Consider the following 13,086-nt stretch of genomic DNA (forward strand, 5'->3'; position numbering starts at 1 on the left):
TATCCGTTGCTGTGGGTGTTGCTGATTACGGTTCCGCCCTTACGGCGGGTCACCTTTTTCAAACGCCGGAGTGCCGGCCCAGCAAAAAGGTAACCCAAAACGCTTGCTCCTACGTTCGGCCCTCGCAGGCTCGGGTTCCTTCGCTGCGGGATCGATCCGGGCGCAGCGGCTCCGGTTTGCTTCGCTGCACCTCCTTCCGCTGTGTCTGGCTGCGCCAGACGGTCGCTGCGCTCCCACGCCCGGATCAGTCCCTCCACTCAGCCTTCCGACGTCGCCGGTGGATCAAGATCAAGAGCAGGCGAGCTGACACTCGGCCTATTGAGTGGTGAAAAGCGTGGGTGTTCGGCTTTTGATTTGTGTTGTTGCTGCCCCTCACCCCAGCCCTCTCCCGAGGGAGAGGGAGCCGATTTTGGGCGTTCCAAAATCTGCATTCGACTCGGTATCGCAAGTCGGCGTATTTCGCCTGAACACCTCGGTCAGTCCCCTCTCCCTCCCGGAGAGGGCTAGGGTGAGGGGCTTTTGATCTGTTTCTTTTGCGGATACTGACTCGGTATCTCAAGCCGACGTGCTCTGGTAATCAGCCCGACTTCCCGCTATGACTGCGCATCGGCAGAGGATTTCCCTTGCTGAACTGCGGTGAATCGTGTCCTCGGTCCGGTCGATCCACAAAGCGGATGCGCAAAAAAAACCGCTGAACCGAGGAAGTTGAGCGGGCTTTTTTTGTGGTTCGGAAATTACAACGTACCAAACACCTTCTTCGCCAGACTCGTCGCCGCAGCGGCCGGGTTCTGACGAATTGTTTCTTCCTGCTTGCCGATCATCTCGAACAAACCATTGAGTGCCTGTTCGGTGACGTAGCTTTCAACGTTGGCGCTCTTGGCGTCGACGACACCGAAAGCCGCAGCTTGACCTGCAAAGGCGTTGTACTTCTGCGCGACGCCGACCTTGTCGGTGGCTTGCTTGACGATGGGCAGGAATTTCGCGCGGATCTGTTCGCGGCTGGATTTGTTCAGGTATTGGGTCGCCGAATCGTTGCCGCCGCTGAGGATGCCTTTGGCGTCGGCCACGCTCATTTTCTTTACTGCATCGACGAGGATTGGCTGGGCCTGGGTCACGGCGGATTCGGCGGCTTTGTTCATCGCGGTTTCCAGTTCTTCGACCTGGGCGCCCATGCCGAAGGCTTTCATCTTGCTCGCGGCTTTGCCGAGTTTGCCCGGCAGTTCGATTTTCACTTCGGGGTTGTTGCTGAAGCCACCCGGGGTGCCGAGTTGTTTCACGGCGATCTGTGCGCCTTGGGTCAGGGCGTCCTTGAGGCCGCCGGTGGCGTCTTGTTGCGACAGGTCGTTGAGCGACAAGGCCAAGGCGTTGGCGGAGATCAGCAGACCGGCGCAGGCGGCGGCGAAGCGAAGGGTAGGGCGGCGCATGGCGGCTTCCTTGTGGCGAAAAATGGATTAACGAACGGCGTCGACGCGGATTTTCAGCGGCTGCGGGTCGTTGCCGTCGAGTTGCACGGCGTGGTTTTCGGTGGTGATGAACATCAGCTCGCCGTTGACTTCAATGCGCGCGCTGACCGAGTAACGGTGGCCGGATTTGACCTGCGCCGGATCGTAGCTCAAATGGAATGGCAGCGGCACCTGGCCTTTGATCGGGCCTTTCTGTTCGGCGAGGACGATGGCCGTTGCATCGGCCAGCGACACATCTTGCAGGCTCACGCTCAGGGTCGCGCTAGGGGGCAGGGCGATGCGTTGCAGGTAGAAGACTTCGCCGTCGAGGCTGGCCTTGCCGGCAGGTGTGGTTGATTGGCAGGCGCTGAGCAGGGTGGCGGCGGCGAGGGTCAGCAGTTTTTTCATGGGTGGAACTCCTTTCAATGTGGGAGCGAGCCTGCTCGCGAAAGCGCTGGGTCAGTCAAACTAAATGTCGACTGACATTCCGTCTTCGCGAGCAGGCTCGCTCCCACAGGTCTGAGGCTTCAAGCCTCAGGCTGTGGCGTGATCTGATCCGCCGCATCTTCACTGCGATGCAGCGCGACCTGGCGGATCGACAGGCGAATCTCCGCCGGCAGCACGCGCTTGGCCGCGCCTTCGGCCAGCTCGCCAAGCAGTTCGTGATAGCTGAGCTTGCCGGCTTCGTCGCGGCGCAGGACATCGAGGTCGAGCAGGGTCTGGATGAAGTGGCGGAACAGACTCTTGTCGAAAAACTCTGGGGCGTTCAGACCGTGGAGGATCGACAGGCGTTGCGCCATCACTGTGCAGAGGTCTTCCAGCTCTTCGGCGCTGATGCTGTTCTGGCCGCTGTTGAGCAGCAAAGATACGGTCATGTAGAACCGCTGCAGGGTCTGCGCGATGCTTTTCGACAGCAGCGTCAGCAGCACGAAATGCCGCGAACTCGGTGCCGGACGCAGGTACAGGTCTTTCTCGAAACGCAGCAGGCCCTGCTCGACGAAGGCTTCCAGCCACTTGTCGATCACTGCATCTAGTTCGTCCAGACTCCAGCGGATGAACAGCTCCGATTGCAGGTACGGATACAGCGCGCGGGTGTAGCGCAGGATCTGCTCGCGGCTCATGCGCGAGGTGCTCTGGAAGAAACTCGCCAGCAACGACGGCAGAGCGAAAATGTGCAGGACGTTGTTGCGGTAGTAAGTCATCAGGACCGCGTTCTGCTCGTCCAGATAGAGAATCTTGCCCAGCGCATCGTTCTGCTCGGCGAGCAGATCCATGTCTTTCACATGCTCGATCAGCGCCCGGCCATCGCCCTCCGGCAAGGTCGTGTGCGGCGAATACGGAACTTTACGGAGCAGCGCCAGATACAGATCCAGCACCCGCGCCATGGCTCGATCATCCAGCGCCAGGCGCGTGGTCGACAGCAGGGCCAGCGCTACCAGATTCACCGGATTGATCGCCGCCGCTTCGTTGAGGTGCCGGGCGACTTTCTCGCCGAGGCGGTTGGTGGTTTCGTTGAGCCACGCCGGTTTGAACTGCGGGCCGAGCTCCTGCTGGCGCCAGTCCGGTTGCTCGGCGTCGAGAAACTCCGCCAGTTTGATCGGCTCGCCGAAGTTCACCGCGACCTGGCCAAAGCGCTGCTTGAGCGCACCGATCACTTTGAAAATATCGAAGATCGATTCTTTTTTCTTGCTCGCCCCGCGCAGTTCGCCGAGGTAGGTGCGGCCTTCGAGCACGCGCTCGTATCCGATGTACACCGGCACAAACACGATCGGCATCCGCGACGAACGCAGGAAACTGCGCAGGGTGATCGCGAGCATGCCGGTTTTCGGTTGCAGCATGCGCCCGGTGCGCGAGCGACCGCCCTCGACGAAATACTCGACCGGGAAACCTTTGGTGAACAGCGTGTGCAGGTATTCGTTGAACACCGAGGTGTACAACGGATTGCCCTTGAAGGTGCGGCGCATGAAGAACGCACCGCCGCGACGCAGCAGGCTGCCAATCACCGGCATGTTCAGGTTGATCCCGGCAGCAATGTGCGGCGGGGTCAGGCCGTTGCGGAACAGCAGATACGAGAGCAGCAAGTAATCAATGTGGCTGCGGTGGCACGGCACGTAGATCACTTCGTGACCTTGCGCGACGTTCTGCACGCCCTCGATGTGGTTGACCTTGATGCCGTCGTAGATCTTGTTCCAGAACCAGCTCAGCACCACTTCGAGAAAACGGATCGCGGTGTAGGTGTAGTCCGAGGCGATCTCGTTGCCGTAGCGCAGGGCCTGGGCCTTGGCTTTTTCCGGCGAGATTTTTTCGCGCTCGGCTTCGTCGAGGATCGCCTGTTTGACCAACGGCTGATTGAGCAGGCCTTTGACCAGATTGCGCCGGTGGGAAATGTCCGGGCCGATCACCGCAGCTTTGAGATTGCGGAAGTGCACGCGCAGGATGCGCTGGGCCATACGCACGGTGCGCTCGTGGCCCTTGTTGTGATCGATCAGTTCGCGCAGGTGAATCGGCGCGGAGAACTGCACGCGGGTTTTACGCCCGAGGACGATGATGCTCAGCAGCCGGCGCAGACGGCCGGTGACTGCCCAGCTGTCGGCGAACAACAGTTTCCACGGACTGTTTTCGCTGTCCGGCGACTGGCCCCAGAACACGCTGACCGGAATGATCTGCGCGTCTTCGGCAGCGTTCTGTGTCAGCGCGCTGACCAGACGGGTGAGGGTCGGCGGCGCGCCGCGTTTGTCCTGGCGGCCGAGCCAGTCCGGGTCCGGTGTCAGATAAAAAAACGCCGCAGGTTCGATCAGCGTACCGACCGACACCGCCAGCACCGGGCGTGGCAAACCGGCCTTGGTGCACTCTGTGTCAACCACCGCCAGATCGGTCAGCGAAGGGTTTTGCAGGACGTAGAACACCGGACGACTGCGGTCGAGGTTAAGAGTGAACGACGACTGATTGATGGTCTCGGAGCGAACCCAGAGATACAACAGGCGGCGCAGGGTGCCAAACACAAGACGGCGGAACGGGGAACGGGTCATACGGCTTCTGCGTGAGTGAATAAAACCGAGCAGGCGCTCGGGGCGGACAGTTTGCCGTATTAGGCGAAAATCGGCAAAAAAGCGCCGAAGTAATCTCCTGTTGAGAGTTTCCGCACCTGTCATATACTCGGCGCTCTGTTGCCGGTGCCCTGTCATGGACGTCGGACGCAGGCTGACGTTCCTCGAAGGCTTTCCTGCGAAAAGCCCGTTCAATAATAAAAAAGGAGTATGAACAGATGGCAACACGCGAAACCGGCAACGTGAAGTGGTTCAACGACGCCAAAGGCTATGGCTTTATCCAGCGCGACGACGGCGTGGACGTGTTCGTGCACTACCGGGCGATTCGCGGTGAAGGGCACCGCTCGCTGACCGAAGGTCAACAGGTTGAGTACGCGGTGATCACCGGCGAGAAGGGATTGCAGGCTGAGGATGTTGTAGGTCTGTAACAGCAGCTTCAAGTTTCAAGCTGCAAGCCACAAGCTATAAGCAGTTCCGCTTGAGGCTTGCAGCTCGTAACTTGCAGCTGCTTTTAAGCCGTTTTCCAGTTGATCTCTTCTTCTCCGTCTTCGCTGATGCGAATCCAGCGATCCGCCGTCTCTTCACCTTCTTCTTCGACCCACGTCCCCGGTGCACAACGCACTTCGACGTTCAGTGCCTCGAAAGCTGCGCGGGCGCAGGCGATGTCGTCGTCCCAGGGGGTCTGGTCGCTTTCCAGGAACAGGCTATTCCACTTGCCCACGGCTTTCGGCAGCCAGGTCACCGGCACGTTGCCGGCCTTGCACTTGTACGTCTGGCCCTTCTGTACCCAGTCGCTGCACGGGCCCAGCGCGGCGCCGAGCCAGGCGGCGATGGCCTTGTGGTCGACGTCGGCGTCTTTCAGGTAAATCTCGATGTCCGGTTGGCGCATGGATGTCCTCACTGCGGGTCTGAAAAATCCATTCGCGGATTTAGCCGGCCCCGGGCCTGTGCCCGAGACCAAATGTTATTGAAGAACGAAATAATCGTAGCGCATCGACACGGTGGTCTCGAACGGCTCGGCCTGTTCGATCACCGCCGCGCGACGCTCGGCACTGGCACGCCAGCCGTGAGGCGTCATCGCCAACAGGTTGGCGCGGTCCTCGGGCTTGTCCAGAGTCAGCTTGAATTCCAGGGTTTCGCTGTGCGCCAAGGCCATGCCTGCCGGCACCAGGGCCAGGTGCTTGTCGTCGGTGTACTCGCGCACTTCGTCGTACAGGCGTTCGCGCAATTCCATCAGATGGCCACGGGTCGGGCCGACTTTCATCAGCCCGCCGCCGACGCTGAGCAGACGCTTGGCTTCCTCCCAATCCAACGGACTGAAGACGCTGGCGAGAAATTGGCAACTGCCTGAGGCCAATGGCACACGGGCCATGCTGGCGATCAACCAGGTAATCGCCGGGTTGCGCTTGCAGGCGCGTTTGACGGCTTCGCGGGAAATGTCCAGCGCGTAGCCGTCAGCATTGGGCAAAGCCTCGGCGATTTGCGCGGTGTAGTAACCCTCGCCACAACCGATGTCGACCCAGCGCTCCGGCGCATAACTCGCCGCCAATTCAGCCAGACGCTTGGCCACTGGCGCGTAATGCCCGGCGTTGAGGAAATCACGCCGCGCCTCGACCATCGCTTGATTGTCGCCCGGGTCGCGGCTGTTCTTGTGCTGCACCGGCAACAGGTTCAGATAACCCTGACGCGCACGGTCAAACCGATGCCCGGCGGGGCAGACCACGCCGTTGTCGACCGCGTTGAGCGGCTCACTGCAGATCGGGCACGCGAGCATCAGGCGAGCAACTTGATCAGGGTCTGGTAATAGATTTCGGTCAGCACGTCGAGATCGGCTGCCAGCACGCGCTCGTTGACCTGGTGGATGGTCGCGTTGACCGGGCCCAGTTCAACCACTTGCGTGCCCATGGTCGCGATGAAACGGCCATCGGAGGTGCCGCCGCTGGTCGACGCCTTGGTCTCGCGACCGGTGATGTCCTTGATGCTCGACGACACCGCATCAAGCAGCGCGCCCGGTTCGGTGAGGAATGGCAGGCCGGACAGCGCCCAGTCGATGTGCCAGTCCAGACCATGCTTGTCGAGGATGTCGGCCACACGCTTCTGCAGGCCTTCGACGGTCGATTCGGTGGAGAAACGGAAGTTGAACACCGCCACCAGATCACCCGGGATCACGTTGGTCGCGCCGGTGCCGGAATTGAGGTTGGAAATCTGGAAACTGGTTGGCGGGAAGAAATCGTTGCCGTGGTCCCAGTGCTCGGCGGCCAGCTCTGCCAGCGCCGGAGCGGCGAGGTGGATCGGGTTCTTCGCCAGATGCGGGTAGGCCACGTGGCCCTGCACGCCTTTGACCGTGAGCTTGGCGCCGAGGGAGCCGCGACGGCCGTTCTTCACCACATCGCCGACCAAGGTGGTGCTCGACGGTTCGCCAACGATGCACCAGTCCAGACGCTCGTTGCGCGCGACCAGACGTTCGACGACAGCCTTGGTGCCGTGATGCGCCGGGCCTTCTTCGTCGCTGGTGATCAGGAAAGCGACCTTGCCTTTATGGTTCGGATAGTCGGCGACGAAACGTTCAGCGGCGACGGTCATCGATGCCAGGCTGCCTTTCATGTCTGCCGCGCCACGGCCGCAGAGCATGCCATGTTCGTCGATCACGGCATTGAACGGATCGATCTGCCATGCGGTAACCGGACCGGTCGGCACCACGTCGGTGTGACCGGCGAAGCACAGCACCGGGCCGTCGTTGTTGCCGTGAGTGGCCCAGAAGTTATCCACATCTTCGATGCGCATCGGCTCCAGGGTGAAACCGGCATCGCCCAGGCGCTGCATCATCTGCTTCTGGCAGTCGGCATCGATTGGGGTCACGGAAGGACGGCGGATCAGGTCGATGGCCAGTTGAAGGGTCGGCGATAGGTCGGCGTGGGCCGTCATGGAAAACTCCGGGATCATGGGGTATGAGCTTGGGCTTCTAATGTGGGAGCGAGCCTGCTCGCGAAAGCGGTCTACCAGGCACCTTAAAGGTTGAATGTTACAACGCCTTCGCGAGCAGGCTCGCTCCCACAAGGGACAGGGGTGGTCAGTCAGACCGGTTATCACGCCAAGGCCCGCAAAATGGCGGTTATCTTAAAGCAAAACGGCGACCATTGGCCGCCGTTTAGTGCTGCGTTGCGGATTTAGACGACCGGTGCCGGCTCAGCCTTGGCCACAGGTTTGGGCAGCGACGACAGGAACGCCATGATCAGCGCCGCCAGATACGGCAGCGACTGCACCAGCAGCATGGTTACCCAGAAGCGCATGTCATTGCTCGGAATGCCCTGCACGAGGAAGATCCCCAGCGCCGCGCCCCACAGCAACAGCATGATGAACAGCTCCTCGCGAGCCTCGCTGATCGCCACCCAGAAACCGTGGTTGTCAGCGTTTTTCGGCGTGCGGAAGAACGGAATGCTGCTGGTGAAGAAACCGTACAGCACCGCTTTGGCGATGGTGTGCGATAACGCCAGGCCGGCCAGCGCCGCGCAGAACGCATCTTTCAGATTCACGCCGACGGCGCGGCGGTAGAGGAAGATGATCTTGCCGACCTTGAACACGAACAGCGCCAGCGGCGGGATTGCGAAAATCAGCAGCGGCGGATCGACCCGTTGCGGCACGATGATCATCGCCGCCGACCACAGCAACGCGCCGACGGTGAAGAAGATGTTCATGCCATCGGCGACCCACGGCAGCCAGCCAGCGAGGAAGTGATAACGCTGACCGCGAGTCAGTTCGGTGTCCTTGCCGCGCAGCAGGCTGCGGGTGTGGCGCTTGATGATCTGGATCGCGCCATAGGCCCAGCGGAAACGCTGTTTCTTGAAGTCGATGAAGGTATCCGGCATCAGGCCCTTGCCGTAGCTGTCGTGGTAATACGCCGCCGACAGGCCTTTCTCGAATACGCGCAGGCCGAGTTCGGCGTCTTCACAGATGCACCAGTCAGCCCAGCCCAACTCTTCCAGCACGGAACGACGGGTCATGGTCATGGTGCCGTGCTGAATGATCGCGTCACGGTCGTTGCGGGTGACCATGCCGATGTGGAAGAAGCCCTTGTATTCGGCGTAGCACAGCTTCTTGAAGGTGCTTTCGTTCTGGTCGCGATAATCCTGCGGCGACTGCACCACGGCGATTTTCGGGTCGGCGAAGTGCGGCACCATGTGCTTGAGCCAGTTCGGGTGCACGCAGTAATCGGAGTCGATCACCGCAATGACTTCGGCGTCCTTGGCGGTATGCGGAATCAGGTAATTCAGCGCGCCGCCCTTGAAACCGGCCAGCGGCGAAACGTGGAAGAACTTGAAGCGCGGGCCGAGGGTTGCGCAGTAATCGCGCACCGGTTCCCACACCGCCGGGTCCTTGGTGTTGTTGTCGATGATCAGGACTTCGAAGTCTGGATAATCGAGCGCGGCCAGTGCGTCGAGGGTCTGTTTGACCATCTCTGGCGGCTCGTTGTAGCACGGCACATGGATCGACACTTTCGGTCGGTAATCGGAATCGCCCAGCACCGGCAGGAATTCCCGCCGGCGCTTGTGAATCCACACCGCTTCGGCCAGTTCATGGGCCTCTGTGAGCAGGACGATGAATACCCCGAGCGCACCGAGCGCCAAGAGGAATCCGACCGTGAGGCTGAACCACGTGCTGTATTGCTGGCTGTAGTCGTAACCGATGTACACCAGCACCGAACCGCAGAGGAACGCGATAAACGTCAGGAACGTGCGACCGCGCTGGCGCAGCGCCGAGCCGTCGATCATCAGCAGCGTCAGCGACAGCAGCGCAAGCACCACCGAGCCGATGGCCAGCACGCGCCATTGCGGAATCGCCACCACCGGGCCGTCGAAATTGAATTTCTGCTGGCGCGCGGCGTTGAACACGCCCCAGTAGGCGCCGACCGAACCTTCATCGCTGGCCTTCCACGGCTGATCGAACGCTTCGATCACGAAGTAGTTGAAGCCTTGGCGATTGAGCTTGTTGACCAGCGTGCGCAGATAAATTGCCTGATCTGCCGGCGAGGCATCGGCGCCACCGCGCATGCGACCGTTGCTCGGCCAGCCGACCTCGGAGAGCAGCAGCGGTTTTTTCGGAAACAGTTTCTTCAGATCGCGGGCACGGTCGAAGACGAACTGGCCGGCCTTGTCCACCGGAATGAATTCCCAGTAGGGCAAGACGTGGGCGGCGATCAGGTCAACGTGCTTGGCCAGTTGTGGGTATTTCTCCCAGATATGCCATTGCTCGGAGGTGGTCACCGGTACTTTGACCGCAGCGCGCACCCGATCCAGCAGAACAATCAGGGCTTCCGGGGTGATCTCTTCGCGAAACAGCGCCTCGTTGCCGACCACCACGCGCACGACGCTTCTGGAGGTGTTGGCCAGCTCGATGGCTTTGGTGATTTCCCGTTCGTTGCGTTCCTGGTCCGGGCTTATCCAGATGCCGAGGGTGACACGCAGGCCGAATTCTTCAGCCAGTTTCGGGATGTCTCCAAGCGAGCCGTCGACCGAATAGATACGAATGTTGTCGGTCAGCTTGCTCATGATTTCCAGGTCACGGCGCATTTCGTCGTCAGACGGATACTGATCCTTCTGTGGGAATTGCCCCTGCTGGAATGGCGAATACGAGAAACCGGAGATTTGCTGCGGCCAGTTCGGCGCCGTGACCGGGCGATTGACCAGCGCCCAGAAACCGGTGAACAAGGCAGCGATGGCCAGCACCACCACCAGGTTGAGTCCAAATTTACGCGATGACATAGCTGTTTCGGGTTCCAAAGGCTGTGGAACGAAGGATCGGTCGGATAGACGCCCGAGGGGCGCGCATCCTACACCGGCGGTTAACCAGCCGTACAACTGACGGGAAAATGCCTGACGTTGGGCAGCCGTCTCTGACTTAAGTTCTTACACTTGTCGCTTGCAGCTTAAAACTTGTCGCTGCGTAGCCCTATAATGCGCGCCGGTTTTTGGGGTAATGGTCATGAGTACAGAAGATCCGCGGTTTGCAGGCATCGCCCGTTTGTATGGCATCGAGGGCCTGGAACGCTTGCGCGCCGCCCATGTGGCGATCGTCGGCGTTGGTGGCGTCGGTTCCTGGGCGGCGGAAGCCATGGCCCGTTGCGGGGTTGGCGAGATTTCGCTGTTCGACCTCGACGACGTCTGCGTCAGCAATGCCAACCGCCAGTTGCATGCGCTGGACAGCACCGTCGGCAAACCCAAGGTCGAGGTGATGGCCGAGCGTCTGCGCGGGATCAACCCCGATTGCACGGTGCACGCCGTGGCCGATTTCGTCACCCGCGACACAATGGCTGAATACATTACGCCGGACATCGACTGCGTGATCGACTGCATCGATGCGGTCAATGCCAAAGCGGCGCTGATCGCCTGGTGCAAACGCCGCAAGATTCAGATCATCACCACCGGCGGGGCGGGCGGGCAGATCGATCCGACGCTGATTCAGGTCTGCGATCTGAACCGCACCTTCAACGATCCGCTTGCCTCGAAAGTCCGTTCGACCTTACGCCGTGACTACGGCTTCTCCCGCACCGTGACCCGTCACTACAGCGTGCCGTGTGTGTTTTCCACCGAACAGCTGCGCTACCCGAAACCGGACGGCAGCATTTGTCTGCAGAAGAGTTTTGTCGGCGACGGCGTGAAGCTCGACTGCGCCGGCGGGTTTGGCGCGGTGATGATGGTCACGGCGACGTTTGGCATGGTCGCGGCGACCAAGGCTGTGGACAAGATTGTCGCTGGTGTACGGCGCCCGGCAGACCGGGTCAAACCTCAGATTTGATGCTGCGGCTTTGATCGTTCCCACGCTCCGCGTGGTAATGCAGCCCGGGACGCTCCGCGTCCCATCCAGAGCCGAACGCGGAGCGTCCGTTGAGGCATTCCCACACAGAGCGTGGGAACGATCAGTCAGCGAGCCAACTCATTCATCCGCTGGAGCACCGCATTCAGGCCATTGCTGCGCGAAGGCGACAACTGCCGCGACAACCCCAGCTGATTGAACCACTCCGGCAAATCCACCTGCTGCAGCTCCACTGCCGACAAGCCGTTGACCCGCAACAGCAACAACGCCACCAACCCGCGAATCATCCGCGCATCGCTGCTTGCCTTGAACTGCCAGTGTCCGTCGCGCAAATCCCCGACCAGCCACACCTGACTCTCACAGCCATGCACCCGGTTGGCCTCGCACTTTTGCGCGTCATCCAGCGCCGGCAAGCGATCGCCGAACTGCATCAGCAACCGCGCCCGCTGTTCCCAGCCAGCCGCATTCTGAAAGATCTGCAGCGCCTCAGCCGCTTCAACCGGCAGGCTCATCGCAACATCTCCAGCGCCTGATCCAGCGCCTCGAAAAAGCGCTCCAGATCTTCCGAACCGTTATACAGCGCCAGCGACACGCGAATCGCGCCGGCCAGTTCGAAGCTTTTCATCAATGGCATGGCGCAGTGATGCCCCGCGCGCACGGCAATGCCTTGTTCGGTGAGCAGGTGCGCCAGATCAGCGTTGTGCACGCCTTCGACGACAAAACTGGCCAGCGCCAGTTGCGGCTTGCCGAGCAGGCGAATGCCATTGCGTGCGGCGAGGCCGCGCAGCAGATAGTCGTGCAGCGCCGCTTCATGGGCAGATACGGCGTCCTGATCCAAACCGGCCAAGTAGTCGAGGGTCGCTCCGAGGCCGATGACGCTGGCGATCGGCGGTGTGCCTGCCTCGAACCCCAACGGCGCCGGGCGGAAGCGCGAATCCTGATAGTTGGCGTCGAGCACCATCTCGCCGCCGAACTGCCAATGCTGCAATTGCTCCAGCGCAGCGTTGCGCCCGAACAGCACGCCGAGGCCATCCGGGCCGTAGAGCTTGTGGCTGGAAAATACATAGAAGTCGCAACCCAGCGCCTGTACATCGTGCCGACCGTGCACCACACCTTGCGCGCCATCGACCACGGTCAGCGCGTTGTGCGCCTTGGCCATGCCCAGCAAAGCGGTCAGTGGCTGCCAGGCGCCGAGGACATTGGACAACTGGCTGACCGCCAACAAACGCGTGCGCGGGCCGATCAGATGCACGGCAGCGCCGAGGTCGATCAGGCCGTCGGCATCCAGCGGCAGGATCACCAGTTTCAGCTGACGGCGTTGCGCCAGTTGCTGCCACGGCAGCAGGTTGGCGTGATGCTCCAGAGCGCTGATGACAATCTCATCGCCCGGCTGAAACAGAGGCTCCAGACCATAAGCCAGCAGATTCAGCGCGCTGGTGGCGCCGTGGGTAAAGATGATTTGCCCGCTGTCACCGGCATTCAGCCATTGGCCAACCTTGCGCCGACTGTCTTCGAACGCTTGCGTCGCGTGGGCACCGGGCAGGTGTTGCGCACGATGCACATTGGCCGCGCCGTTGGCGTAGTAATGCGTCAGCGCGTCGAGCAGGGCCTGGGGTTTTTGCGTGGTGGCGGCGCTGTCCAGATAGGTCTGGTCTTGCCGTTGCAGCGCGGCGATGGCCGGGAAATCGGCGCGCCAGGGGGAGGGGATCATCATGGGTTCAGCCCTGTGAAATTGGGCGGGGTGTACGCCAAGCCTTGCGGGAGCGAGCCTGCTCGCGAAAGCGTCC

General features: G+C 61.1%; 11 protein-coding genes. 2 read left to right on the top strand and 9 right to left on the bottom strand.

What is annotated here, in order from left to right; genetic code table 11:
• Positions 1 to 734: 734 nt before the first annotated feature.
• The 3 genes from J5M66_RS20000 to plsB form a co-directional block, all read right to left on the bottom strand.
• Entirely contained in the window at positions 735 to 1,424 is a 690-nt protein-coding gene (locus J5M66_RS20000) for a DUF4197 domain-containing protein (RefSeq protein WP_016771492.1), read from the bottom strand.
• A 27-nt stretch (positions 1,425 to 1,451) separates the two neighbouring features.
• Positions 1,452 to 1,850, bottom strand: a complete 399-nt coding sequence (locus tag J5M66_RS20005) for a YbaY family lipoprotein (RefSeq protein ID WP_207809010.1) — start codon at positions 1,848 to 1,850, stop codon at positions 1,452 to 1,454.
• A 119-nt stretch (positions 1,851 to 1,969) separates the two neighbouring features.
• Positions 1,970 to 4,471: a glycerol-3-phosphate 1-O-acyltransferase PlsB gene (plsB, locus tag J5M66_RS20010; protein WP_207809008.1), complete on the bottom strand. Its 2,502-nt coding sequence runs from the start codon at positions 4,469 to 4,471 to the stop codon at positions 1,970 to 1,972.
• Between the two features lie 236 nt (positions 4,472 to 4,707).
• On the opposite strand from plsB, the gene J5M66_RS20015 reads away from it, so the two are divergent.
• Positions 4,708 to 4,917: a cold-shock protein gene (locus tag J5M66_RS20015; protein ID WP_016771489.1), complete on the top strand. Its 210-nt coding sequence runs from the start codon at positions 4,708 to 4,710 to the stop codon at positions 4,915 to 4,917.
• Between the two features lie 83 nt (positions 4,918 to 5,000).
• On the opposite strand, the gene J5M66_RS20020 is transcribed toward J5M66_RS20015, so the two are convergent.
• The 4 genes from J5M66_RS20020 to J5M66_RS20035 form a co-directional block, all read right to left on the bottom strand.
• The gene (locus J5M66_RS20020) at positions 5,001 to 5,378 is read right to left on the bottom strand and encodes a hypothetical protein (RefSeq protein WP_207809006.1); all 378 of its coding nucleotides are present in this window, start codon (positions 5,376 to 5,378) and stop codon (positions 5,001 to 5,003) included.
• 75 nt (positions 5,379 to 5,453) lie between these two features.
• Entirely contained in the window at positions 5,454 to 6,263 is an 810-nt protein-coding gene (locus tag J5M66_RS20025; RefSeq protein ID WP_207809003.1) for a putative RNA methyltransferase, read from the bottom strand.
• Complete coding sequence (gene dapE / locus J5M66_RS20030; RefSeq protein WP_024011765.1) at positions 6,263 to 7,414, bottom strand: succinyl-diaminopimelate desuccinylase; 1,152 nt, start codon at positions 7,412 to 7,414, stop codon at positions 6,263 to 6,265. The genes J5M66_RS20025 and dapE overlap by 1 nt, the downstream gene beginning before the upstream one ends.
• Positions 7,415 to 7,656: 242 nt before the next feature.
• Positions 7,657 to 10,248, bottom strand: coding sequence for a glycosyltransferase (locus tag J5M66_RS20035; protein WP_207809001.1), 2,592 nt, complete (start codon positions 10,246 to 10,248; stop codon positions 7,657 to 7,659).
• A gap of 214 nt (positions 10,249 to 10,462) precedes the next feature.
• Here J5M66_RS20035 and tcdA point away from each other — a divergent pair, with 214 nt between their 5' ends.
• Positions 10,463 to 11,281: a tRNA cyclic N6-threonylcarbamoyladenosine(37) synthase TcdA gene (tcdA, locus tag J5M66_RS20040; RefSeq protein ID WP_207808999.1), complete on the top strand. Its 819-nt coding sequence runs from the start codon at positions 10,463 to 10,465 to the stop codon at positions 11,279 to 11,281.
• A 125-nt stretch (positions 11,282 to 11,406) separates the two neighbouring features.
• On the opposite strand, the gene J5M66_RS20045 is transcribed toward tcdA, so the two are convergent.
• Positions 11,407 to 11,811 (bottom strand): SufE family protein, encoded by a 405-nt coding sequence (locus J5M66_RS20045; protein ID WP_207808997.1) that lies wholly within the window; start codon positions 11,809 to 11,811, stop codon positions 11,407 to 11,409.
• Positions 11,808 to 13,013: a cysteine desulfurase gene (locus J5M66_RS20050; protein ID WP_207808995.1), complete on the bottom strand. Its 1,206-nt coding sequence runs from the start codon at positions 13,011 to 13,013 to the stop codon at positions 11,808 to 11,810. Before J5M66_RS20050 ends, J5M66_RS20045 begins: the two co-directional genes overlap by 4 nt.
• Positions 13,014 to 13,086 lie beyond the last annotated feature (73 nt).

It is taken from the genome of Pseudomonas sp. 67(2021), from assembly GCF_017491835.1.
In the GTDB taxonomy this organism is placed as follows: domain Bacteria; phylum Pseudomonadota; class Gammaproteobacteria; order Pseudomonadales; family Pseudomonadaceae; genus Aquipseudomonas; species Aquipseudomonas atacamensis.